This window comes from Collinsella sp. AM33-4BH, from assembly GCF_003469205.1.
Classification (GTDB): domain Bacteria; phylum Actinomycetota; class Coriobacteriia; order Coriobacteriales; family Coriobacteriaceae; genus Collinsella.
In genome coordinates this window covers 69,632-94,620 of record NZ_QSIN01000006.1, presented here as the reverse complement: position 1 = coordinate 94,620, position 24,989 = coordinate 69,632, and the positions used below count along the sequence as shown (strand labels likewise).

Annotated in this window: 25 protein-coding genes; 5 read left to right on the top strand and 20 right to left on the bottom strand. The window is 58.2% G+C overall.

Annotation, left to right across the window (positions count from 1 at the left end; translation table 11 throughout):
• Positions 1-26 precede the first annotated feature (26 nt).
• The 13 genes from DW821_RS05980 to DW821_RS05920 all read right to left on the bottom strand — a co-directional run bounded on the left by DW821_RS05980 (position 27) and on the right by DW821_RS05920 (position 13,420).
• Positions 27-455, bottom strand: a complete 429-nt coding sequence (locus DW821_RS05980; protein ID WP_006234356.1) for a secondary thiamine-phosphate synthase enzyme YjbQ — start codon at positions 453-455, stop codon at positions 27-29.
• A gap of 2 nt (positions 456-457) precedes the next feature.
• Positions 458-1,318, bottom strand: a complete 861-nt coding sequence (locus DW821_RS05975; RefSeq protein WP_233553015.1) for an amidohydrolase family protein — start codon at positions 1,316-1,318, stop codon at positions 458-460.
• A gap of 27 nt (positions 1,319-1,345) precedes the next feature.
• Positions 1,346-2,146 carry a fructoselysine 6-kinase gene (gene frlD, locus DW821_RS05970; protein ID WP_118066089.1) on the bottom strand — a complete coding sequence of 267 codons (801 nt, stop codon included), beginning with the start codon at positions 2,144-2,146 and terminating at the stop codon, positions 1,346-1,348.
• A 121-nt stretch (positions 2,147-2,267) separates the two neighbouring features.
• A complete protein-coding gene (locus DW821_RS05965; RefSeq protein WP_117716562.1) occupies positions 2,268-3,131 on the bottom strand; it encodes a PfkB family carbohydrate kinase in 864 nt (287 codons plus the stop codon).
• 14 nt (positions 3,132-3,145) lie between these two features.
• Positions 3,146-4,114: an SIS domain-containing protein gene (locus DW821_RS05960; protein ID WP_118066053.1), complete on the bottom strand. Its 969-nt coding sequence runs from the start codon at positions 4,112-4,114 to the stop codon at positions 3,146-3,148.
• A gap of 62 nt (positions 4,115-4,176) precedes the next feature.
• Complete coding sequence (locus DW821_RS05955; protein WP_117629752.1) at positions 4,177-5,028, bottom strand: sugar phosphate isomerase/epimerase; 852 nt, start codon at positions 5,026-5,028, stop codon at positions 4,177-4,179.
• A gap of 1 nt (position 5,029) precedes the next feature.
• Entirely contained in the window at positions 5,030-6,613 is a 1,584-nt protein-coding gene (locus DW821_RS05950) for an amidohydrolase (RefSeq protein WP_117716560.1), read from the bottom strand.
• A 9-nt stretch (positions 6,614-6,622) separates the two neighbouring features.
• Entirely contained in the window at positions 6,623-8,086 is a 1,464-nt protein-coding gene (locus DW821_RS05945) for a YfcC family protein (protein ID WP_117716559.1), read from the bottom strand.
• Positions 8,087-8,304: 218 nt separating this feature from the next.
• Positions 8,305-9,048 carry a GntR family transcriptional regulator gene (locus DW821_RS05940; protein WP_117716558.1) on the bottom strand — a complete coding sequence of 248 codons (744 nt, stop codon included), beginning with the start codon at positions 9,046-9,048 and terminating at the stop codon, positions 8,305-8,307.
• 150 nt (positions 9,049-9,198) lie between these two features.
• On the bottom strand, positions 9,199-9,858 hold the full coding sequence (locus DW821_RS05935; RefSeq protein WP_316242585.1) for an HAD family phosphatase: 660 nt from the start codon (positions 9,856-9,858) through the stop codon (positions 9,199-9,201).
• Between the two features lie 63 nt (positions 9,859-9,921).
• On the bottom strand, positions 9,922-10,764 hold the full coding sequence (locus DW821_RS05930) for a Cof-type HAD-IIB family hydrolase (protein ID WP_187361818.1): 843 nt from the start codon (positions 10,762-10,764) through the stop codon (positions 9,922-9,924).
• Between the two features lie 237 nt (positions 10,765-11,001).
• Positions 11,002-12,696 (bottom strand): glucose-6-phosphate isomerase, encoded by a 1,695-nt coding sequence (gene pgi, locus DW821_RS05925; protein ID WP_118066051.1) that lies wholly within the window; start codon positions 12,694-12,696, stop codon positions 11,002-11,004.
• Between the two features lie 199 nt (positions 12,697-12,895).
• Complete coding sequence (locus DW821_RS05920) at positions 12,896-13,420, bottom strand: iron-containing alcohol dehydrogenase (protein WP_158567550.1); 525 nt, start codon at positions 13,418-13,420, stop codon at positions 12,896-12,898.
• A gap of 224 nt (positions 13,421-13,644) precedes the next feature.
• Between DW821_RS05920 and DW821_RS05915 the strand changes: the two genes are divergently transcribed.
• Complete coding sequence (locus DW821_RS05915; protein WP_118066047.1) at positions 13,645-15,150, top strand: DNA repair protein; 1,506 nt, start codon at positions 13,645-13,647, stop codon at positions 15,148-15,150.
• Positions 15,143-15,568 carry a YolD-like family protein gene (locus tag DW821_RS05910; protein ID WP_233553014.1) on the top strand — a complete coding sequence of 142 codons (426 nt, stop codon included), beginning with the start codon at positions 15,143-15,145 and terminating at the stop codon, positions 15,566-15,568. Before DW821_RS05915 ends, DW821_RS05910 begins: the two co-directional genes overlap by 8 nt.
• A gap of 26 nt (positions 15,569-15,594) precedes the next feature.
• Here DW821_RS05910 and DW821_RS05905 read toward each other — a convergent pair whose 3' ends face one another.
• Positions 15,595-15,978: a heavy-metal-associated domain-containing protein gene (locus DW821_RS05905; protein ID WP_117637468.1), complete on the bottom strand. Its 384-nt coding sequence runs from the start codon at positions 15,976-15,978 to the stop codon at positions 15,595-15,597.
• A 176-nt stretch (positions 15,979-16,154) separates the two neighbouring features.
• Between DW821_RS05905 and DW821_RS05900 the strand changes: the two genes are divergently transcribed.
• Positions 16,155-16,859 (top strand): DUF3793 family protein, encoded by a 705-nt coding sequence (locus tag DW821_RS05900; protein WP_158551283.1) that lies wholly within the window; start codon positions 16,155-16,157, stop codon positions 16,857-16,859.
• Positions 16,860-16,905: 46 nt separating this feature from the next.
• Positions 16,906-17,325 carry a flavodoxin gene (locus tag DW821_RS05895; protein ID WP_117637467.1) on the top strand — a complete coding sequence of 140 codons (420 nt, stop codon included), beginning with the start codon at positions 16,906-16,908 and terminating at the stop codon, positions 17,323-17,325.
• Positions 17,326-17,442: 117 nt separating this feature from the next.
• On the opposite strand, the gene DW821_RS05890 is transcribed toward DW821_RS05895, so the two are convergent.
• From DW821_RS05890 to DW821_RS05865, 6 genes are all read right to left on the bottom strand, one after another.
• On the bottom strand, positions 17,443-18,195 hold the full coding sequence (locus tag DW821_RS05890) for an amino acid ABC transporter ATP-binding protein (protein ID WP_117629740.1): 753 nt from the start codon (positions 18,193-18,195) through the stop codon (positions 17,443-17,445).
• A 12-nt stretch (positions 18,196-18,207) separates the two neighbouring features.
• Positions 18,208-19,569 carry an ABC transporter permease subunit gene (locus tag DW821_RS05885; protein ID WP_233553013.1) on the bottom strand — a complete coding sequence of 454 codons (1,362 nt, stop codon included), beginning with the start codon at positions 19,567-19,569 and terminating at the stop codon, positions 18,208-18,210.
• A gap of 118 nt (positions 19,570-19,687) precedes the next feature.
• On the bottom strand, positions 19,688-20,548 hold the full coding sequence (locus DW821_RS05880) for an ABC transporter substrate-binding protein (RefSeq protein ID WP_035138867.1): 861 nt from the start codon (positions 20,546-20,548) through the stop codon (positions 19,688-19,690).
• 147 nt (positions 20,549-20,695) lie between these two features.
• On the bottom strand, positions 20,696-21,562 hold the full coding sequence (locus DW821_RS05875; protein ID WP_118066043.1) for a deoxyribonuclease IV: 867 nt from the start codon (positions 21,560-21,562) through the stop codon (positions 20,696-20,698).
• Positions 21,563-21,710: 148 nt separating this feature from the next.
• Positions 21,711-22,730, bottom strand: coding sequence for a Gfo/Idh/MocA family protein (locus DW821_RS05870; protein ID WP_233553012.1), 1,020 nt, complete (start codon positions 22,728-22,730; stop codon positions 21,711-21,713).
• 90 nt (positions 22,731-22,820) lie between these two features.
• The gene (locus DW821_RS05865; protein ID WP_233553010.1) at positions 22,821-24,128 is read right to left on the bottom strand and encodes an aldo/keto reductase; all 1,308 of its coding nucleotides are present in this window, start codon (positions 24,126-24,128) and stop codon (positions 22,821-22,823) included.
• 46 nt (positions 24,129-24,174) lie between these two features.
• Between DW821_RS05865 and DW821_RS05860 the strand changes: the two genes are divergently transcribed.
• On the top strand, positions 24,175-24,945 hold the full coding sequence (locus tag DW821_RS05860; protein WP_118066037.1) for a cyclase family protein: 771 nt from the start codon (positions 24,175-24,177) through the stop codon (positions 24,943-24,945).
• Positions 24,946-24,989: the final 44 nt, after the last annotated feature.

Genomic DNA, 24,989 nt, shown 5'->3' with positions numbered 1-24,989 from the left:
TCCTTCATAGGGTTATTGCAGGGACGTTACTCCCCCAGCACCTCGACGTACACTTTTCGCTTCTGCGGACCGTCAAACTCCGCAAGATAGATGTTCTGGGCACTTCCGCACACGATGTGGCCATCTTGGACGGGAAAGAAGCAACTGTTTCCACAAATCATGCTCTTGATATGCCCACAGGAGTTGTTACCGGTGGCTCCATAGCTCGGCAGGAAGTGTGCATGCGCATAGGGGGCATCGAGTGGGGCGATGCGATCAAGCGTCTCCATAAGATCCGTCTCCACGCAGGGCAGCCCCTCGTTTACCACGATTCCGCAGGTCGTATGCGACAAAATAATCGCCGCCAAGCCATTGGTCACCGAGCTGCGTTCGATGGCAGCGTGCACGTCCTCGGTAATATCGATGAACTGGTCCGGAGCAGTCGATAGATAGCTCAATGTCTCGAGCGTCACCATGTTCACTCATCCCCTTCAAGAAAACGCAGGGCATTACCCCAGTAGAGCCTTTCTCGCGCATCATCGCGCATGGGCACGGTATCGAGCGCCCGCTTGAGTTTGAATGCACGGAAGCGCGGCGTATTGCTGGCGAACATCACTTGGTGCGATAGCGCGCGCTCATACCACAGCGGCCCCATATCGACCGTGAAAAGACGCTGCATCATCTCCTCGGGCGAATCGATGTAAGTGATAGAGGTGCCCGCGTAGCAGTTGGGATACTTGAGCAGCATCGCCACGGTCTCGCGCACCCAGGGCCAGCCAAAATGGGTCAAACTAAAACGCACATTTGGATGCGTTGCGATTGTGTGCTCAAATGCAAGCGGGTTACTGCGCGAGAGCTCTGCGCCCGGCTCCCAAGACATACCGGCATGGAAAACCACCGGCTTGTTATAGCGCTCGCACAGTTCGTAAAGCGGCTCGGCCACAGCATCATCGGGGGCAAAACCCTGCTTTGCAGGATGCAGGCAAAGCCCCTTTGCCCCCAACTCGGTAAAGGCGCGCTCCAATTCGTCTGCGGCACCGCTCACCTGCGGGTCTACGCTCGCAAATCCCCACAGACGATCGGGATGTGCGGCAACCAGCATGGCAATCTGGTCATTGGTGCCAAAGTGCCCTCCGCATGCCGTGGTTACATCGAGCGGCATGAGCACGCTCTTCTGCACATCGCAGACGTCCATCTCGACTTGAAGCTCATCCCAATCCATGGGGCCCATATGCCCCATACCAAATTCTCGTGACCAAAAACCGAATCCATCAGGCTCATCACCCGGCGTACAGATCTCGCCGTAGAGCATAGGATGGACCAACATGTCGATAACCATTTCGTACTCCTTTCCAGGCATTTGACCCTAGTACGGCTCAAACGAACCGATCACTCGGGACGACAGCTCAGCGCCCGCCTTCATACACGCCGGAATATCAAGGCCATCGATCATGCCCTTGGTAAACCCGGCGATATACGAGTCGCCGGCACCCACGGTATTAACGACCTTCTCCGCCGGCACGATCCCGCACTCATAGAAGCGCTCACCGTCATAGGCAATGCTTCCCTTCTCGCCAAGCGTGGCAACCGCAACGCGCGGCCCCAATTCCTGCGCGTGACGTACCCAGTCCCGCAGCTCCGGAGTGTCATCTTCAAACGACATAAATGCGTAGTCAACGTAGGGAAAATGATTCTCGCAGGCATATTCGGGATCCTGGCTGAACACCGAGAAGTCCATAACCACCGTCTTGCCCGCATCATGCCACTCGGGCAGGAGGTCCAAACAATTGCCAAACAGGTCGGTATGAATGATGTCATGCTCTAGGATAAACGCCCGGTCATCTTCATTCGGACGATATGTCTCCATTACGCCATCGATTGCCTCGAGATGCACGCGATCGACGCCGTCTTTCAATGCCATGAGCATCACCGAGGTGTCGCCATCCTCCACCCGCAGATGAGAGATATCAAACCCCTCGGCGGCCAGCGCCTCTCTCATCTTGTCTCCGTACTCGTCCTTGCCGACAACCGACACGGCGGATACCGAAACGCCCATTCGTGCAAGATGGATACCCCAGTCAATGCCATTACCAGTCGGATAGAACACGCCGATGTTTTGATAGACGTCCGCACAGCAAAAACCAGCCGCACACGCTTTAATACCCATGGTCTTCTCCAATGTTCAAAAGGGGACCCACCACATGGCGAGCCCCCTTTTCGCGTTTCGCTTATTGTTTTGCATCGGCTGTCCAAGGCCTCATAGCCAGACCGCCGTACGCTTTCTTAAGCTATTCGACGATTGGTGCTCCGTGGCCCCAAGAACCTTCCATGCCGCACACGGTCGAGGCAAACCCGGCAGCAAAGTCGAGCGCGCGCTCGATGGCCTCGGCGCCACCCTCACCACGCTTGGCGGAATCGAGATAGCACATCAAAAACGAGGTGAGGAACGAGTCGCCCGCCCCCATGGTGTCCTTCATGTCCGTTACCGGTTTAGCCAGCTGGCGGTAATAACGCTCGCCGTCGTAAGCGATGCAGCCCTCGGCGCCCGCCGTAGCCGACACAAAACGCGGACCCAGATCCTTCACCCATGCCAGACGCTCGCGAATCTCGTCCTCACTCGCGGCATCCGCCGCACTAAAGAAAGCAAAATCGACATAGGGCGCAATCTGCTCGTAGTACTCGTCGGTGGAGTCGTCCGAAAAGTCAAAAGAGACCGTGACGCCCGCAGCCTTCAACTTGGGCAGCTCGCGCTCGGTGAAGCAATAGTTGCCCGAATGAACCACATCGAACTGCTTCATGTACGAAAGGTCAAAGCGATCGAGAACATAGCGCGCATCGCCACGGATACCGCCCTCGTTGGAGCCGAGGAAGACACGGTCACCGTCAACGACGGTCACGCGAGCCGCTCCGTTCTCGCCAATCATCTGCTCGCACTTGTCAAGCTCGATACCCTCATCCTCGAGGCTTGTAATGACATGCTCGGCAGCGGCGTCATTGCCAAAAATGCCCATGTATGCAGAGCGTGCGGCACCGCATTTCTTGGCATAAACGGCGAAGTTCACCGCATTGCCGCCGGGATACATGGTGTGGATATGCTCGTAGCGATCGACGACGTTGTCGCCAAATCCGAGCGCGTTAACGTTAAATGCCATGGCCTTTGCCCCTTCTAGTACTCGACAACACCCATATAGCGACGGAAATCGGGATCGTGATCAAACACCTTGCCGCGTGCAGCACGCAGCTCGCAGTTCATGGCGTAGAACAGCACCGGGTCCAGATAGGCACGGACGCTCGCCGGCACGGCTTCCATACCGTACTCCTTGGCATCGAGCACCATCAGCGTATCGGTATGCGTCTTAAGGAACGCAAGGGCGCGCTCGTCCATGGCACGGCACTCGCTGGAGCCCATCTGCAGGAAGTAAAAAACGCCATCCTGAGTAGCCTCGAAGGGGCCGTGGAAGTACTCGGCAGAGTGGATGTAGCTGCAGTGCTGCCACTGCATCTCCATAAGAGAGCAGATAGCGAAACCGTAGGTCTGGCTAAAGTTGGGACCGCTGCCCAGAATGTAGAAGAACTCGTGCTCCTGGCAAAGCTTGGCAAAACGATCGCCTAGCTCGGCATTTACCTTCTCACGTGCCGGGGGAAGAATCTTATCCATCTCGGCGATACCGGCATACATATCGGCAAGATCGGCGTAGCCCTCCTGCTGATCGAGCAGCTCGGCCGCAAGCGACAGCGAAATGCCAGCGGGGACCTCGGCCTGCGGCACGCCCTCGCCCCACGGGTAGACCCACGTGGTCCACTTGCCGGAGTCAATCTTGGATCCAGCGTTGTCGGTCTGGGCGATCACCGTAGCGCCGGCAGCAAGGGCAATCTCACAGCCCTCGACGACCTCGGGGGTGTTGCCACTGTGGCTGCAAGCAATGACCAGGGATTTCTCACCCAAGCGGCGCGGGCGCATGATATCAAACTCGCGAGCCGTATAGATATACGAAGTGAAGGTGGTTGCCTCGCGCTGCAGAAGCTCATGAGCCGGGATCAAATCGATCATGGAGCCACCGCAAGCAATCCAGTAGACGCTGTCGAACTTGCCCTTCTCGGCAATTGCCTCTTTGATCAGATCGCGTGCGTTCATATCCAGTTCCTTTCTTGTTTGGTCCGCAATCAATGACGTTGGCTGCGTGGCCGATAGTTGGTTTAGTCAATCAGATATTTCTCGAATGCGGCCATGTTCTTGGCATCTGCCGCCGCCGGGTCATCGTAGTAACGCCCGTCCGTGATTTCCTGACCCAGCATGCCATCGAAACCATGGGCATTAAGCGTAGCGACGAAGGCGTCCATATCGTGCTTGCCATCGCCCCACACCAGATGGCCATACGGGTCACCGTCGATAAAGTGCATCTCGTGAATTGCCCCATCACCAAAGGCGGCAAACCAGTCCTCGAGCGTCTCGCCCGCAACGCCCATCGCGGTTGTATCAACCATGGGCTGTAAGTACGGGCTCGCGACCTCGTCAATCATGCGCTTCGCATCGGAAACCGTCGTTACAAGGTTGCTCTCCTCGGGACGCAGGCTTTCCATCGTAAGCACCAGACCGTGCTCACCGGCATACTCCGCCAGAATGGACAAGTGCTCGCGGCTGCGCTTCCAGGCTTCCTCGCGGTCCTCGTCCCAGTCGCCCCAGCCCGAGTTGACGGACATACGGTCGCACCCAAGTACCTCGGCAAGCTCAATGCCGTGCTTAAAGTACGCCAGGCTGCGCTGTTCATGCAGCGGTTTGCGTGCGCAGTACTGCCAAGGATAGACAACATTCTCGGGGCACAGAGTACGATACCTAAGCCCACGGTCTGCAGCCTTTTTCGCCAGGACCTCAGCCTCAAAGTAGCCCGTGTGGTCGAGCGTCACATGCGGCTCCGCACACCACAGCTCAATGGACTCAAAGCCCAAACGCTGCTGCACATCAAGGAAGTAATCGAGCGACCACATGATGTAGTGGATATTCATGCCCGCAATCTGTTCGCGGCGCAGCGTCGGTTTGGATTCAGACATCTTATGCCTCCTTATTTCGATCGAACACGATTTGTCCGTCCGACATCGTCATATCAACCGAAAGATCGCGTGCGTCGCGATAATCGAGGTCGAACACATCCCGATCGAGCACGCAGATATCGGCAAGCTTGCCGACCTCAAGCGTACCCAGTTCGTCTTCGCGCATCAGATCGTACGCGCCCCCGGCAGTCCAAGCACGCAAGAGCTCGACAAGCGTCAGCGCGTTGGCCTCATTCACGGGCAGCCCATCGTCGAAGTATCCACCGCACGCGCTGTAGATTGACTCGCCCAGGCTCGGAATCAGCAGTGGCAAATCCGTACCACAGCACACCGTGCATCCGGAATCTTCCATGCCGCGGCGATTCCAGCTGTGCAAAAGTCGCGTCTCGCCAATTTGTCGACGCATCATCGACAGGCAATCCTCGCGCCGGTCCAGCGTCAAAATCTGCGGATAGACCTCGCAAATTCCACCTAACTTGCCAAACTCGACAAGATCGGTCGGATCAGAGTTCTCGAGATCGGTAATCGCATGGCGGCGAAGCAACCGTCCATGCTCGTCTCGAGGCAGCGAGGCATAGAGCGCCACGGTGCGACGAACGGCGCCATCGCCCTGGCAATGCAAGGAATATCGGAAGCCGTCAGCATCAATTGCGCGCAGCTCGTTCTCAATCAGATCCCACTCGGGCTCCTCGACAACCGTCTTGCCGGCAGCTCCCGCATCGGCCGTGTCCTCATAGGGGTCAATCATCTCGGCAAGCCCCGCCCATACGCCGCGATCGGTCATACGGTTGAAGCCAGAAAAACGAACGAACGGTCCCCGAAAGCGCTCTCGTGCCTCGCGAGCATACGACAGATTTGCACCGGCACCCACCGGCTGCGACATCATAGAGACGCGAACCGTCAGCTCACCAGATTCTTCACGGCGAGCCATTTCGTCGGCAAAACCGTAGTAGTCATCAAACGCCATCTCCTTGATGGCGGTAACGCCGCGCTCGTTAAGCATGCTCATGTAGTCCGAATACCCCGCACGTACCTCGGGCAGCGCGAGGAAATCGCTCATCATGCGCCAGATCTTCTCGGCATAGCACGCCTGGGGTGTGAAGCCGTATCGCGCACTGGCGGCAGCATTGAGAACGCAGGTCTCCGCACCCGGTGTAAAGCAGACGACAGGGATATCGCCAAAACAATCGTCAAACACAGCCGCCGTATTTGCGTTCTCGGCATCCGATGCCAACGTTTCGGGTAGGTTGTGGCCAAAAGCCGCCGCGCAATCCGGATGATCTTCTTTCCATGCACGCAAGAGCGACACGGCCTCTTTGGCATCAGCGATGCCGGACAGATCAGGCCCCAACGTCCGCAGCGCCCAGCCTGTATAGAAGGTATGCACATCGATCAGGCCAGGCATGACGGTGCGGTCGCCCAGGTCAACTACCTCGTCCGCCTGGGTCAAATACGAAGCTAGCTCACACTTGGTGCCAACAGCCTCAATTCGATTGCCACGGACCGCTACGAAACCTTCAAACGGCAGGTCCCCCGTACCGGTAAAGACGCTCTTAGACGTCAGGACCGTCAAACGATCAGACATCACAACCACCTACGCCGGAAGCATGCCAGAAATTGCCGTTACGATCAGGCCAAAGACGACCATGAAGATGAAGAACTTCCAAATGGTCTTCCACCATTGGCCAAACGAAATCTTAGCCACGCCAAGGCCGGCAACCGTCATGCCCGCCACGGGACTGATGGTGTTGATGGTCTGGTTGGCAAACTGGAGCGCGGTAACGGCCGCCTCGGGATTGAGGCCCATGAGCTCGGTCAGGGGGCCCATAACGGGCATGGTGAGTGCCGCCAGGCCAGAACTCGAGGGAACCAGCAAAGAGAGCAGGCCAAGGACGATATACATAAACGTGGTGTAGACGGCGGCGGGCGCACCGGCGAGCGCAGTAGCGAGCGCCTGGAGGATGGTGTCGATGATCATGCCGCCCTCGGCGATGACCAGAATACCGCGAGCGATACCGATAACGATGGCGGCGTACGCAAAGTCGGCGAGACCTTTAACGAACTCCTCAGCAATCGTCTGCTGGTCAAGACCGCCCAGGATACCGGCAAGCAAGCCCATGCCAAGGAACACGGCGGAAATCTCATTCATGTACCAACCCTGGGTAACAAGACCCCAGACGATAATGCCCATACCGCAAGCAAAATCGATAAGCACGAGCTTCTGACGGGTAGTGAACTCTTCCTCGATGGAGGCATCGGTCACGGAAAACTCGATACGCTTGAGCTTATCGTCCTCGTACGTAATGGACGACTCGGGGTTTTTCTTGACGCGCATGGCGTAGCGCATGGCCCATGCGATACCGACGGCAGTGAAGATGACCCAAGAAACGGCGCGCAGCCACAGTTGCGGATTGCCCTCGATGCCAATGATGCCCTGGGCGATCAAAACATTAAACGGATCGATGGTCGAAGCGCAATATCCCAGGTTAGGACCAAGGAAGCAGATGATGAATGCCGTCATCGAGTCATAACCGATACCCATCATGATGGGAATGAAGATGGCATAGAACGGCAGGGCTTCCTCAGACATACCAAACGTGGTGCCGCAAATGGACAGCAACGTCATCGTGATGGGAATGATGAGGATGTCCTTGTTCTTGAGCTTTTTAATCACGCGGCTCATGCCGGCATTCAAAGCGTTGGTCTTGGTGATGATTGCGAACGACCCGCCAATCAATAAGACGAACGCAACGACGTCGGCAGCCTCCTGGATGCCCTTAGTGGGCGCTTGCAGGACCGCGAAGATATCCTGCCCCAGATTGATGGTCTCGCCGGTCTCGGAATCGGTGTAGTTCTTATCGACCTGTTCATAGGTTCCAGCAACGGCGACTTCACGCTCGCCCGCCGCTGTCGAAATCGTCTTGCGCTGATACTGACCAGAGGGAACGATCCAAGTCAAGACCGCAAAGACAACGATCAGCAAGAACATGATCGTATAGACATGCGGTAATTTGAACTTAAAACGTCTGTTTGTCTTCTTCGCCTTCGTATCTGACATAGATACCTCCAAAGAACTCGAGACTGCATCGCATCTCGCTTCAACGTTTGCACAAGGCAAACGTTCTATGACGTTCTATAGGTTACCAGCAGCTTTTCTCGCCATCAAGATAATTTCAAACTGATTGCCGCAACGCGGTTGAACGGTTGCGTTTGCGCCGTGAACGGTATGGAAACGCCCGGTGAGATGATCCACCGGGCGCTTTCATACGCAATGTCCTAGATGTCAAAAACGTAGCGAGACCCAACGATCCGCTGACGACCGATGATAAACGGCCGCCGCTGCTCATCGAAAAAGAAGGCTTCCATATAAAACAAGGGTTCGCCAACGGGAACTGCCAACAACCGAGCGACCTCGGGCGACGCACACGCGATCTCAAGCGTGCATGGGTCGGTAAACGCGGGCGTGCGGCCCGTCAGGTTGCGCACGAACTCAAAAATGGATTGGTTAGATAGAGGTGCCGTTGATAGATAGGCGTTGTCCTCGTAAACATATATGTTGTTCTCGAGCATGACAGGGACGCCATCGGCAGTACGCACGCGCTCAACGCAGATCAAGTCAGTTCCAACGGGAACACCAAAGAACTGTGCTTCGGTGGAATCCGCCGGCAGCATCTTTCTCGAAATGACACGCGCCCCCGGTTCCATTCCGTTAACGCGGCATGCGTCCGAAAAACTCTGGACGTCATCCTTCTGGCGAATCTTGCGCTTGAGCTTGGGGGCATTGACAAACGTGCCTTTCCCCTGTCGCTTCGTTAGATAGCCCTGTTGGACGAGCTCCTCAATAGCGCGTCGCACGGTAACGCGGCCAACTTTATAGCTCTCAGCCAATTCGAATTCGTTGGGTATCCGCGCACCTGCCTTGTAGGCACCGGAGTTGATTTCGTTTTTGATGATATCGATAACCTGTTGGTACAGCGGTATCGCTGCTTTACCGTCAGTTAGCCCTTCAGTCGGTGGCATATACCCTCTCCAAGCACAATTAAGCCTAAAACGGACTTAGGGGCATTCAACAAGTCCTTAAGCCCGCATTAGCTTAAAGTATGCTAGGTGTCGCACCAAAATGTCGGCTATTTACTCATCAGACCCGAAAAACGCGCAACTACCGCGCTCCTAAGAAAGCTCAAGCAGTTCCGGCAGCTGGTCGATGATCTTGTCCGCAGCATCCTGGCTAAAGCCAAACCGCTCCTCGCGCTTGGCGATTACCGTCAGACCCGCTCGCTTGCCGGCAGTGATGCCAGGCACCGAATCCTCAACGCAGCAGCAACGGACCGCAGGCAGCCCCAACAGGTCCAGCGCATGCAGGTAGATGTCGGGCTCGGGCTTGCTCTCCTTAAACTGCTCGCCGCTCACCACGTACTCAAAGGCATCCGACAGACCACATGCATCGAGTACTTCCTCGATGCTGTCCATGGGAGACGAGCTCGCCAGCGCCACGCGAACGCCGCGGCGCGGCAACTCTCGAATCGTATCCACAGCGCCCGGGTTAATCAAAGCCTGGTAGTCACGCGGACGCTTATGCGCCCACTCGTCCCAACGGGCCAATGCCTCCTCGCCAGTGAAGTGCCCTTTACCGGCGCGCTCAAACCAATCGACTAGCATATGCAGGAAGAACTGATGTGAGGTACCAACCTGCCCGTTCAACTCCTCTTGGGTCAGATTCAACCCAAGCTCCTTGGCAAACGCGGCAGTCTCCCCCAGGTAGTAATACTCGGTATCGACAATGACGCCGTCCATGTCAAAGATAACGGCGTCGAACGGAAATGCGGACACGGCACCCTCCCTAACAAAAGGGCGCCCGCAAGCGGACGCCCGAACCATGCACTATCGGCGATTCTAACCCAGCAGCTGGTCAAGTGCTACCGCGATACCGTCTTCGTTGTTGTTGGCGGTCACCATCTGGGCCACGGCCTTGACTTCATCGACAGCGTTACCCATGGCGACGCCGGTACCAGCCCACTCGATCATAGACTTGTCGTTCTGGCCGTCGCCAAACGATACGACCTCGCTGGCATCGATGCCGAGCTTGGGCAGGGCACCCTCGAGCGCACGGGCCTTATCGATACCGGGCGCCGTGTACTCAAAGTACCAGTCGGCCGTAAACATGCCCGAAAGCGTCTGCTTAAAGGGCGCATACATCTCCTCGTAATGCGCCTGCAGGTAGGCCGGATCGCCCGCCGTCAGCAGCTTGTCCACGGGATAAGTGTCCACGACCTCATGCAGGCTCTCGACCTCGCGAATCTTAAGGTCGCACGCATCGCGCTCGTATTTGACGATGTTTTTCTGCGAGCCGTCAGGCAGCGTGATCATGCAATGGTACGAGTCCTCGACGTGCAAATCGCGACCGAGCGAGATGATGGGGATCACGTCAAAATTACGCAGGTGATCAATCAGGCGATGCAATTCGTCGGCAGGCATAGCCTGATCGAACAGCACCTCGTCGGTCTGAGCATCGACGACGTGCGCGCCATTAAAGGCAACTAGCAGACCATCATGGTTCTGAAGGTCGAGCTCCTGCGCCAAGGCATGCAGCCCCCATGCGGGACGACCCGAAGCCAAGATAAGCTTAATGCCCGACTCCTGCGCCGCGAGCAGTTTCTCGCGCGTACGCGGGCTGATGACCTTTTGGTCGTTGGTGAGCGTACCGTCGATATCCATTGCGATGGCTTTGATTGCCATATATGCCTCCCTGACATTGAACAACCTTGTCTGAGCCATCATACAGAACACCCACGGCGGCGTTGTTTGCAACGGGAAAAATGTCATATTGTCCCAAACATGAACGGCGCGCCTTCGACGATTGCGATGCCCGTCGAGGCGCCTCCCGATACATTCCATCCTATCCAAATAGCAAAGGGCCCGCATCCCAACGGATACGGGCCCTTGTCGGCTATGCGTTAGTTTTCGCAGCGAATCCTACTTGCGGTGAGCTCGGTAGAACTCGATGAGCGCCTGGGTCGAAGCGTCCTGTTCGGCCTTGGCGGCGTCGTCGTGGAAGGCCGGGGTGATCTGCTTGGCAAGCTGCTTGCCAAGCTCGACGCCCCACTGGTCGTAGGAGTCGATGCCCCAGACCGTGCCCTCGACAAACGTGATGTGCTCGTACAGGGCGATGAGCTCACCAAGCGCGAACGGGGTCAGCGTGTCGCCAAAAATCGAGGTCGTCGGACGGTTGCCCTCAAAGCAGCGGGCCGGGACGATCTGCTCGGGCGTGCCCTCGGCACGCACCTCATCGGCCGTCTTACCAAAGGCGAGCGCCTTGGTCTGGGCCAGGAAGTTGCCCAGGAACAGCTCGTGCACGTCCTGACCGCTGTCGGTCGCAGGGTTGGCGGTATTGGCAAAGGCGATGAAATCGGCCGGGACCACCACGGTGCCCTGGTGCAGCAGCTGGTAGAAGGCGTGCTGACCGTTGGTGCCGGGCTCGCCCCAGAAGATCTCGCCGGTATCGGAGGTCACAGCGCTGCCGTCCCAGCGGACATGCTTGCCGTTGGACTCCATGGTGAGCTGCTGCAGGTAGGCCGGGAAACGGTGCAGATACTGGCAGTACGGAAGCACGGCGTGGCTCTTGGAACCGAAGAAGTTGACGTACCAGACGTTGAACAAACCCATCAGCGCGACGGCATTGTTCTCGAGCGGCGTGTTGCAGAAGTACTCGTCGATGGCGTGGAAGCCCTCAAGGAACTGCTGGAAACGCTCGGGGCCGAGCACGACGATCAGCGACAGGCCCACGGCGGAGTCGACGGAGTAGCGGCCGCCGACCCAGTTCCAGAAACCAAAGGCGTTAGCCGGGTCGATACCGAAAGCCTCGACCTTCTCGAGTGCGGTGGAAACGGCGACGAAGTGCTTTGCCACAGCCTCGGCGTTCTGCTCATCGGAGCCATCGATGGCGCCCTGAGCCTTGAGCTGCTCGAGCATCCAGGTCTTGACCTCGCGGGCGTTGGTGAGGGTCTCGAGCGTGGTGAAGGTCTTAGAGACGATGATCACGAGCGTGGTCTCGGGATCCAAACCCTTGAGCTTCTCGGCCTGGTCGTTGGGGTCGATGTTGGAGATATAGCGGCAGTCGATACCGGCGTCGGCATAGGGACGCAGGGCCTCGTAAGCCATGACCGGGCCCAGATCGGAGCCGCCGATGCCGATGGACACCAGGTGCTCAATCTTCTTGCCGGTAACGCCCTTCCACTCACCGGAGCGCACGCACTCGGCGAAGGCATACATGCGATCGAGGACCTCGTGCACGTCGGCGACGACATCCTGGCCGTCGACGATAAGCTGGCCTTTCTCGCTTGCCGGACGGCGCAGCGCGGTGTGCAGGACGGCGCGGTCCTCGGTGGTGTTGATGTGCTCGCCGGAGAACATGGCGTCGCGGCGCTCCTCGAGCTTCACCTCGCGGGCAAGATCGCACAGCAGCTTGACGGTCTCATCGGTCACCAGGTTCTTGGACAGATCGAAGTGAAGGTCGCCGGCGTCAAAGCTCAGCTTGTTCACGCGGTCGGCGTCAGCGGCGAACCAGGCCTTGAGGTCGATACCCTCGGCCTCGAGCTTCTCCTGATGAGCCTCGAGCGCCTTCCAAGCGGCGGTCGACGTAGCGTCGATAGGTGCGGCAACAGTTGCCATAAAGTCCTCCTCAGCATACGGGCGCAAGCCTCCATGCGCCCGGATAATCAGATAGTCCTATTCTAGCGCAGGTCAAGACTACAATCAGCGAGCGTTGCCAATCCGCCCCCCAACGGCAACCGACCAAAAAGGGACAGGTTTATTTTGGCAGGTCAAACGCTTTACCAACCAAAAATAACCTATCCCTTTATGGTAAATATTAGGCCGCGGCGCACACACTGCCGAGCAGCTCGCGCAAGGGCGAGCCGATACCCTCCAGCAGTTCGGGAGCGATGATGGCGAAAACGGGAACCTCGCCGGCACCCACAACGGCGGGCACTTTTCCCTCGGAGACGATGCATCCGTAGGGAACAAAGCCGTCCTCGCCGGCATCGAGCACGGCCATGCGACGAGCGAGTTCGCGCGCAAAGCCCGCCGTATCGGCATCGCCGATCGCCAGGACAAAGTCCACGCCCTCATCGGTCGCCAGGGCTACGGCCTCATCGACCAAATCGTCTCCCCCGTCGCCCCCGACCAAGCCGCAACGAAAGAGCACGCGTTCGAGCAGGGCGCGATCGAGCGAGCCCAGCGCCGCCGAAACGAGCTCATCACGCGTGTGCTTGTCGCCTCCCAGCACGACCAGTGTCTTGGTGCCGCCATAGTGGGCAACCAATCGCCCGCACCAGCGAGCCACGTCCCCATCCGCAACCAAGCGCGTCGGCATACCAAACCCATAGTCAACCATTATCCCCACAACCCTTCCGTGCTTTATGGTGGCATCAATCGTTAGCCTCATGCTACGAAGCGAGCTTTTCCGAGCTGTTTCGCGCTCTTTAGGGCTGCGTTAAAAACCCGATGCAACCGCACGACCATACCTGCCAAAAAGGGACAGATTTTGACGGTGTCCGGTCGAGCAGGTATTATCGAACAGGTATTCGATAAGAACATGTGTTTGATGGGAGGGCTCGGATGGCGCACGAGCAGCACACCTACATCTGCATCGACCTCAAGACGTTTTATGCCAGCGTCGAGTGCGTCGATCGTGGGCTCGATCCGCTCACCACCAACCTGGTCGTTGCCGACGAATCGCGCGGACGCACGACTATCTGTCTCGCTATCACGCAGGCTATGAAGGACCTAGGGATTCACAACCGCTGTCGCCTGTTCGAAATACCCGATGGCATCGACTACATCAAGGCCGTACCGCGCATGCAGCACTACATGGAGGTGTCGGCGCGGATCTACGGTATCTACCTGGAATACGTCAGTCCGCAAGACATTCACGTCTACTCAATTGACGAGTGTTTTATCGACGTGACGCCATATCTGGACCTCTATCACACCGATGCGGAAGGCTTCGCCTGCATGTTGCGCGACGAGGTCCTCGCGCGCACCGGCATCACGGCGACGGTCGGCATCGGCCCCAACCTATTCCAGGCCAAGGTAGCACTCGACATCACTGCCAAGCATGTGCCCAGTCGCATCGGCACACTCGACGACGAGACCTTTCGCAAGGAGATCTGGCCCCATCGCCCCATCACCGACATCTGGGGCATCGGCCCCGGCGTGGCGGCCCGTCTCGAGAAATACGGTGTCTACGACCTGATGGGGGTCGCAGCGCTCGACGAGAACCTGCTCTACGACGAACTCGGCGTCAATGCCGAATATCTTATCGACCACGCCTTCGGGCGTGAGCCGACAACCATCGCCGATATCCAAGCTTATCGCCCGCAAGCGACCTCGACCACCACAGGGCAGGTGCTCTCGAAGGGCTATGCCTATGAGCAGGCCTACACCGTCTTGCGCGAGATGGTCGACAACGCCGTGTTGGACCTAGTCGATAAGCACGTGGTCTGCGACAGCATCTCGCTCTTTGTGGGTTATGCGAGCGAACGAGCTGACATACGCCGCCTCGACGCCAGCGGTACAGCGCAATATGTGGACGGATGCGGACACCTACGCTCGAGCACGTCGAGCATCGAACCCACCGCAACCGCCGGCCCTGAGCTCGCGCCCCGTGCGCCCAAGCCCGTCCAGCGCGATGACGAACGGCGCCGCCTGGTGCGGGAGGCGCAGGCTATCGATGGCATCTTTGTGGGAGAGCATGGCGGCAAACCGCGCGGTGGCTATGCCGCACTCATAGCGCACTCCAACGCCTCGCGCAAGCTGCCCGAGCGCACCAATTCGTTTAAGAAGATCATGGGCTATTTCGATGAGCTCTGGGCGCAGACTGTCGATCCCAAACGACCAGTCAAGCGCGTCAACCTGGGATTTGGCAACCTCATGCCGGAGGAGTTTGCCACCATCGATCTATTTAGCGATGTCGAGGCCGATGAGCGCGAGCGCGAGCTGGCCCGTGCCGTGCTGGCTGTAAAAGGCAAATACGGCAAGAACGCGCTGGTTAAGGGACTGAGCTTTACCGCCGGTGCCACCGCACGCGAACGCAACGATCAGGTAGGAGGGCACCGTGCCTAAGCCCCAACAGCAGCCGATGCGGCCACCGACACCTTTTGAACGCCTAGCGGACCCCGAGGGAAGACGTCGCTCCGCCGACCCCAAGCTCACCGCTAACGGCGCCGTCCGTGCCGGCCGTGCCGCGCAGTTTATGCCCTTTGCCGCCCTCACGGGATATTACGAACTCGTGCGCAAGCAAGAGATCACCGCCGAACCAAAATGTGAACTCACGGAAGAAAAAGCCCTCGAGCTTTCGAAAAAGCTCGAGGGCCTCAAACGTGGCGACCTAGTCCGCGTCACCTATTACGATGCGTACGGCTATCGCTCCCGCACCGGCATCCTCGACGAGATACTCCCTGCCTTCAAGCTCCTCAAGCTCAAAGACATCGCCATCGATTTCGATGACATTCTTGACATCGAACTGCGCGGACGAGCCTAGACAAGGAAGTGCATCCAAGGCGGCGCTTACAGCGTCATGACGTAGTAACCCGCATCCTTCACGGCCGCCACGAGAGCACCGCGATCGATTGGCCGCTTGGAGCGCACGCGCGCCGTGTGGTCCGCGTACGTTACCGTTGCCCACACACCATTCAGCGCATTGAGGGCATTGGCCACATTCTGAGCGCAGCCATCGCAGCTCATGCCGCCGATGAGCAGCTCATCGCTATAGGGGTAGTGGGACGGATCGGTATCCGCAACCACTACCTTCTTGGCCTTCTTACCGCTCGTGCCATCGCTGCAGCAGCTCTTTCCGTGTGTCGAAGCGACAATACGCCGCAGGCCAAAGAACATGCCGACGACAATCGCGGCAAGCACGATGATATTTGCAGGGTTTAGCAAGTCTTCCATGCGATCCCCTTTCTCCAAACTCTTATACCTATACCCCCATGGGGTGTTCCCATCTTACTCCAAACTCGTGTCGGTTCGGTCAATTAGTTTCCCGCTTCAAACTTTTTTGTTGACCTTGGCTTACTTTCGTGTATAAGTTTTCCTAGGCTAACAACTGAGGACCCGAAAGGAGCATCGTGACTCGAACCATTGACATCCCAACATACCAAACGGCTGTCGTGCGCAACTGCTCCCCTACGCTCGCAGGTATCAAGCCGGCCTCGCTCTTTACCTATCCCGGCGTTTACGCCAACCAAGGCGGAAAACCCGGCGCCGCCCATATCGAAGAGCGACGCTCTCGCCTGCTCGCGGTCATTGCCCAATGCAACCGCGAGCTCCAGCCACTCGGGATCCATATGAGCGTTTTGGTCTGGCGCCCCTGCGGAGCGCTCATCTATGTGTACCGCCCTGCGGACCTCATGCGATACCTCTCCGACCCCCGCGCCACGACGGCGCTTACCGCCGAAGGTTACGATGTCCACAACCTGCCCGCATCCCTGGTGCATCTCGCCGCGCGCATCACGCTGGCAAGCAGCAATGCCGCAGAAAGCGCCTATGACAGCAGCGTCTGCGCACTCGCGCGAAATAGGCACTGCGATACGGGGTGCATGTGCGAGTTCCCCCACGAAATTGGCTATTTTTTGGGCTATCCCTACGAAGATGTCCATCAGTTTATCGTCCAGCACGGCGAAAACTATAAGGTCTTTGGCGCATGGAAGGTATACACAAACGTTGAGCAGGCGCTCACGACCTTCGATTCCTATCGCGCATGCACGCAATACCTTACGTACATCTATCAACAGGGCTGCACCCTGGGACAACTTGTCCAGGCAACCCGATAGAGCATACAAAACGCGGCCGCACGCCGCACAACCGAAAGGAAAACATATGAGCAAGATCGCCGTCGTCTATTGGAGTGGCACGGGCAATACCGAGGCCATGGCAAACCTCGTCGCCGAAGGCGCCACGTCCGCGGGTGCCGAGACTGAGGTCATCCCCTGCGCCGACTTCTCTGCCGACAGGGCCGCCGACTACGACGCCTTCGCCTTCGGCTGCCCCGCCATGGGCTCCGAGGAACTCGAGTACGATGAGTTCCAGCCGATGTGGGACGAGGTCAAGGAGGTTCTCGGCGACAAGAAGGTCGTCCTCTTTGGCTCCTATTCGTGGGCCGAGGGCGAGTGGATGGACAACTGGAAGGCCGACGCCGACGAGGCGGGCGTCAACGTCGTCGATTCCGTCATCTGCTACGACGCTCCCGACGATGAGGGCGAGGCGGCCTGCCGCGCCCTTGGAGCCGAGCTCGCCTAGCGGCAATGAGCTCCGCCCATAACGAGCTCTGCACCAAAACACATTCGCATCCCAACAAAAACGGGAGCCGGATCACATCCGGCTCCCGTTTTCTGTTATGTCAGTCATATAAAGCGGCTACGAGATATTTCCCAAGAACGCCTTGGTGCGCTCGCTCTTGGGGTGGTCGAAGACCTCGCTCGGCGTACCCTCTTCCACGATAACGCCGCCGTCCATAAAGACGACGCGGTCGGCGACGTCGCGGGCAAAGCCCATCTCATGCGTCACGACGATCATGGTCATACCGTCACGTGCAAGATCGCGCATAACGCCAAGAACGTCGCGAACCAGCTCGGGGTCGAGCGCCGACGTGGCCTCGTCAAAGAGCATGACGTGAGGGTTCATCGACAGGGCGCGGGCGATGGCAACGCGCTGCTGCTGGCCACCCGAGAGCTGGCTCGGCATAAAGTCGATGCGCTCGGCAAGACCGACCTTGGTCAGCTCCTCGATAGCGATTTTCTCGGCCTCTTCCTTGCTGCGCTTGAGTACCTTTTGCTGTGCGAGCATGACGTTCTTTTTGACTGACAGGTGCGGGAACAAATTGAACTGCTGGAACACCATACCCAGATGCGTACGTACCTTGTTAAGGTCGACGCCCTTGGCGCAAACGTCCACGCCCTCAACGACGATCGAGCCGCTCGTGGGATGCTCCAGACGATTGATGCAGCGAAGCATCGTCGACTTGCCCGAGCCCGAAGGACCCAGGACTACGACGACCTCGCCCTTGTGCACATCCAGATCGATGTCGCGCAGGACCACGTTATCGCCGAAGGCCTTCTGGAGGTTCTTGATGCTGACGACGACCTCGTTCGAGTTATTGGTTTCGCTCATGATAGGACCTCCTTACAGACCGGCGATGTGGTCGGCGGGCGTCGCGACGACCTGTCCAGCGCTCTTGGCGGGACGCTTCTTCTTGGTTTCGGCCGTCCCCAGAAGCCTCGCCTCAAGACCGCTCACCAAGCGAGCAAGCGGCAGGGTGATGACCAGGTAGAACAGCGCGGCAACCACATATGGCGTAATGGAACCCGTCGTGGCCACAATGGTACGGGCGTTCATGACGATCTCGACCACGCCCACGGCCGCGAGCAGCGACGTATCCTTGTAAAGCAGGATAAACTCGCTGGTCAGCGTAGGCAGGACATTGCGGAACGTCTGCGGAATCATAACGTAGAGCAGCGTCTGGAAGGCGTTCATGCCCAGCGAGCGCGCGGCCTCGTTCTGGCCCTTGGGGATCGACTGAATACCGGCGCGGAAGATCTCGCACAGGTAGGCGGACGAGTTCATGGCCATGACGATGACGCCCAGCACATAATCGTCAACCTTGACGCCGGCCAGCGGCAGGCCAAAGAACGCGATGTAGATCTGCAGGAACGCCGGCGTACCGCGGATGATATTCACATAGATGCCGGCAAGGCAACGCAGGATGCGCGACTTGGAGATGCGCATGAGTGACAAGGCAAAGCCAAAGGGAATGGCCAACGGAAATGCCACGAGCACGATCGAGAGCGACATGAGGAAGCCTTTGAAGACGATCGGCAGGCTCTGAACCAAAATGACCGGGTTCAGGAACAGGCGAAGGAACATGTTGGAATTCCATGCCTCGACCCACGGCTGCTCCTTAAGGTCGGCCAGGAAGTTATCGAATGCCGTCACGCCCTTAATCTCGACGGAAGGAATCTTGGAGATCTTCTTGGTTGAACCGTCAGCCAACGTGTAGGTGCCGCTAAAAGCCTCGTCGCCGCCCTCGACGGGGAAGGTCACGCCGTAGACCTCGACACGGAAATAGCCGCCGGCCGGAGCCGTCTCGCCAAAATCGATCTTGAGCGTCTGGCCGTCGACCTTGCACGTAGGCTTCATGGGCGTACGGTCCATGAGGTCATCGCCCGAGAGCATCGTCAATCGCGTGTCATCGGCACCAAACGTCGTGCCGTCGACAAACGTCAGCGAAAGACCGCTCAGCTCCTCGTCGGCATCGGCCTGAACTTCCCAGGTAATTCGCGTCTCGGTGCCGCCGACCACAGCGCTGCCCGAACCGGTGTTGGGTCGGGCGGTGATCTTTGCGGTCTCAAGCGCCTGGGCGGTCGTGGGCGCATATGCCCCCGCGCACACCAGCGCGAGCGCCACGGCCATGACGCAGGCTAGCTTTTTGAGCAAGGCGGGCAGTGGAAAACGCTGCTCCGCGGCCCCTTTGTTCAGTCGAGACAAGGTGGCTCCTATCGTAGAAGTTGCCGGCAAAACGAGACGGAAATGCTCTCCGTCAAGAGAAGCGCAAAGGCCCTCTCCGCCAAAGCGGAAAGGGCCCGCGAGCAATCAAGTAGCTATTTTACTTGATGTTGTACTTAGCCATGAGGGCATCAACGGTACCGTCGTCGGTCAGGTCCTTGATGGCCTGGTTGATGTCGTCCTTGAGCTTGGTGTTGCCCTGGTTGATGGCGATGGCGTACTCCTCGCCGGTGCTAATCTGCTTAATGGTCTGGCAGGTGTTGAACTGCTCGGCGGTCAGCTGGCTGGCAACGGAGCGGTTGGTGACTACGGCGTCGCCCTTATCGGACTGCAGAGCGCTGAAGCACTCGGTGGCGTCCTTGTAGGGGACAATCTTGGCCTTGGGGAAGTTCTCCTGGGCAAAGGACTCGGCGGTCGAGCCAGACTGGACGATGATGGTAGCATCGGCGTTGTTGAGCTTCTCGCTGTAGTTGTCGGCCGTGATGTCGGTGTTATCGACCTTGGTCACGATAGCCTGATCGTCCATGTAGTAGGAATCGGAGAAAGTGACTTCCTTCTCACGCTCGGGCGTGTCGGTGATAGCCGCGATGGAAACGTCATATTTGGCGCCCGAAGCGACGCCCGGAACCAGCGTGTCAAAGTCATTGTTGACATACTCGACATCCAGGCCCAGCTTGTCGCCGATAGCCTTGATGAGCTCAAGGTCAAAGCCCTGATAATCGCCGTTGTCATCCTTGTACTCAAACGGAGCGTACTCGGCAGAGGTGCCAACGGTCAGCGTACCGTCCTTGACGAGCGCGTACTCCTTGGAGCCGTCGACCTTCTCGACCTTAGCGTCGTCAGAGCTGCTGGAACCGGCATCAGAACCAGAGGTGGCGTTGGACGAGCCGCAGCCCGTCAGAGCGAGGGCGAGCGCCATAGCACCCGTGGCGGCAAATGCGCCAAGCTTCTTCAGCTTCATAATCAGTCTCCTTCCAATGACCCCACGTGATTCAGAGGTCTGCAAAAACTGAGGGTTATTATGCACCCGCTTGGAAGAATCTGCAATTAGAAAACTGATTGAAACAAACCCATAACGTGAATGGAGCACTCCACTTTATGGCAGCCTTTACTGCTGCAACGACCTTAACAGTTTGATTTCAGCCGCATAACCTGCAAGTTCGTTCGGTGTCTCCAAGATGAATGGCAATGCGCGCAAGCGGCCATTCGATACAATATTCTGTATAACCTGCATACCGCCGCCAAACTCTTCACTACCCAGGTAGCCCTTGCCGATGCACTCGTGGCGATCCTTATGGGCGCCGCAGGGATTCTTGGAGTCATTGATGTGCACGGCGCGCAGGCGCTCGATACCCACCACGCGGTCGAACTCGTCGAGTACGCCGTCCAGGTCATGGATGATGTCGTAGCCAGCATCGCTCACATGGCAGGTGTCCAAACAAACGCCCAGCTTATCGGACAGCTCCGGACACTTGGCGGCAACGCCCTCGATAATGCGCGCCAGCTCTTCAAAGCTACGGCCCACCTCGGTGCCCTTGCCCGCCATGGTCTCAAGCAATACCGTCGTCTGCTGTCCCTCAAACATCACCTGGCACAGCGTGTCGACAATCATCTGAATGCCGGCGTCTGCCCCCTGTCCCACATGCGCACCGGGATGGAAGTTGTAGTAGTTGCCGGGCAGTGCTTCCAGACGCTGCAAATCTTCCGCCATAGCCTCCAAGGCAAACTCGCGCGCTCGCTCCTTAGCGGAGCAGGGGTTATAGGTATACGGGGCATGCGCCACCAGCGGTCCAAAGTCGTTTTGCGCCATAAGCTCGCGCAGAGCCGCCACGTCATCCATGTCAAGGTCTTTTGCCTTGCCACCGCGCGGGTTGCGCGTAAAGAACGCAAAGGTATTGGCACCAATGGACAACGCCGTCTCCCCCATTGCCCGATAGCCCTTCGTCGTCGAAAGATGGCACCCAATCGTCAGCATCTCCAGCTCCCCCTCATCAGTTGCGGTGAAATACGGTCTATTGGTGCCTTATTTTGGCGCAAACAGACCGTATTCCACCGCAAGATATAAAAGGGGCATCAGGGGCAAGGTCCGCCGAGCCCCCCCCCTTGAGCACCAGCACCGCAGCCTAGAGCGTCAAGCGAATCGCATCGATAATCTGCGCGCAGCGCTGCGTGGCGGCAAGAGGCATAACGGGGCTTTCAAGCTCTCCCGTCTGGACGAGCTGCGTCGCATGCTGAATTTCGCCGTAGAAATCATCGACCTCAAACGGGGCATTAATTTCGAGCATTCGTCCGTCGGAGTACTTCACATGGGCGAGCTCGGGGCGATGGAGGCGCTCGATTTCCACCGAACCCCGTTCGCAGGCAATCGTTAAGCGGCTTTCATATGCTGCTTTGCCGTCGCACACCATATGAATGGGTATACCGCCGACACTCATATGGATCTCATCGGCCCAATCCACGCGGCCGCCTAATACGTCACGCCAGCGAACTTCACGAGACGAAACATCGCACGCACCCGCAAGCAGATCCTCAAACCACCCGACCGCATAGCAGCCCATGTCATATAGACAGCCGCCCTGCAACGGATCGAGCAGATAACTCGAAGGGGACTCACCATAATCGAGTTTTTGCACGCTTTCGATCGAGACGATACAGCCGAGCTCGCCCGACGCAAGCAAACCCTTCACGCGAGTATGCATCGGACAAAACCGATTTTTCATCGCCTCCATAAACGGCACACCGCACTCGCGAGAGGTGGAGGCAATCGATAGAGCCTCTTCCTCACTCAAAACGGCCGGTTTTTCGCACAGCACGGCCTTTCCCGCGCGCAGTGCCCGACAGACCCAATGCGCATGCATGCCATGTGGAAGAGCCAAGTAGATTGCGTCGACATCGGGATCGGCAATCAGCGCATCATAAGCCGCATCGCCGCTACCGTCAGCCGTGGCATAACTGTGCGCGGCATCAATCGAAAACGCCCTGCAAAACCCCTCAACATGCGAAGGGGTGCGGCCGGCCGCAGCCACCAGCCGTGCCCCGTCGACCTTCTTGAGCGATGATGCAAATCGATGCGAAATGTGCCCAGCGCCCAAAACGCCCCAACGAACCTCACGCAAATCATCACATGAATCCCGATGGCCCACGACAGCCCCCTTCAGTTGCGACGAAATAGTTCCTGCTATCGCCCTATTCTGCCGCAAACAGGAACTATTCCATCACAAGATATAAAAGGGTCATGAGGAGCGAGTTTTGCTGAAGACTTTAAGCGCGGCCGTTACGGGGCCAGGCTGGAAACGTCGGCGCGCGTCGTCGAGACGCTCGGGGATATCGATGTGTTGCGGGCAGTGACGCGCACATTTGCCGCACTTGACGCAATTGCTCACGAGCTTGGGCTCGCTCGTGCGCACCGCGCTCGCCGTAAAGTATTGCGACAGCCCCGTAAACCAGCTGTGCGCATAGCTCGCGTTGTAAGCGGCAAAGCAGCCGGGAATGTTAATACCCTTGGGGCATGGCATGCAGTAGCCGCATCCCGTGCAGGGCACGCGATTCGATTTTTCAAACTCCGCCAGCACGCGTGCGATGGTATCGAGCTGAGCGGCTGTCATCGAATCCGGCAGGGCCCGATCGGCCAGCACCGCGTTCTCGTCCACCTGCGCGGTATCGGTCATGCCCGAAAGCAGCATCGTGACTTGAGGATGGTTCCACACCCACGAAAGGCCCCAAGCAGCCGGCGTCTTCAGGTACGGATCGCGTACGTCATCGAGCACGGCGCGGGCCCGCGGAGGCAGCTTGCCCGCCAAGCGTCCGCCCAAAAGCGGTTCCATCACAAACACCGCGAGCCCGCGCTCGGCGGCTGCTATAAGTCCCGCCGTTCCCGCTTGGTAGCGCTCTCCAGCGTAGTTGTACTGAATCTGGCAAAAATCCCAGTCATACGCGTCGAGCATCGTCAGGAAGTCCGTCGCACTGCCGTGATACGAAAAACCTATCTGGCGAATACGCCCCGCAGCCTTTTGGTGCGCAATCCAGTCTTCGATGCCCAACGCCACCACGCGCTCCCACTGGGCGGGCGAAGTGATGTTGTGCATAAGGTAATAGTCGATATGGTCGGTCCGCAGGCGGCGCAGTTGCTCGTCGAAGAACCGGTCGAAATCCTCCGCGCACTTGCACGAAGCGTGCGGCAACTTAGTCGCGAGCAACACGCGGTCGCGCAGACCCAGGCGCTCAAGTGAGGCGCCCACGCACACCTCGTTACCGGGATAGAGATACGCGGTATCCAGATAATTAATCCCCTGCTCCACCGCACGGGAAATGATGGCATCGGCTGTCTTCGCATCCGGACGTCCCGGCGCACCGGGAAATCTCATGCAGCCCAGACCCAGAGCAGATATTCGGTTACCACTTTTGGGGTCAACGCGGTATTGCACGGCCCCTCCCTTCGCCATCAGCGCCGCGGCAAGGCGAAACACAATGGTCACGCGGCCGAAACATCGTGGAATCGCAATCGAGAACGTATCGTAACGCAGCAGAAATCGAGCTGTCACGGCACCGCTTTAACATCAGCAAAAAGCCCGATGAAAGGAGCCGCCCATGCCCGCGCTCGACCTTTGGAACCTCGCCTCCCAGCTCAAAAGCAACGATTATCGCTGGGTCGACCTCACCCACACGCTCTCATGCGACACCCCGCACTGGTTTGGCTTTAAGCCATTTGAGTCCACCAAGCTCTTCGACTACCTGCCCGGCACGCGCGAGGACATGCTCGCCCCCATGCGTTGCTTCCAGTATTCGGTCGCCTCGCAGTACGGCACCCACGTCGACGCGCCGCGCCACTTCCATGTCGAGGGTCGTTCCCTTGGAGAGATTGAACCCATCGAGTTTATGCATCCGCTCTGCGTGATCGACAAGCACGAGGAGTGCGCCGCGAATCCCGACTTTATCCTGACCATCGAGGACCTCAAAGCCTGGGAGGATGAGCACGGTCGCATTCCCGAGGACGCTTTCGTCGCCTTCCGCTCCGACTGGTCCAAGCTCGCCGACCTCGAGAACAAGGACGAGGACGGCCAGCCCCACTACCCCGGCTGGGACCTCGACGCCATCAAGTGGCTCGTTGAAGAGCGCGACATCGGCGCCATCGGCCACGAGCCGGCTGACACCGACCCGGCGAGCGTGACCACGCGTGAGGACGCCTACCCCTACCCCGGCGAACAGTACATCCTCTCGGTCGACCGCTATCAGATCGAGGTCATGGACCATCTAGACGAGCTTCCCGCCACGGGCGCCGTCATCTTCTGCACCTTCCCCAAGGTGCGTGATGGCGTCGGATATCCCGCACGTGTCTTTGCGGTCTGCCCCGCGTCATAAGTTCCCATGCGTTTGTTCTTCTAAATACGGCCATCCGGTGCACG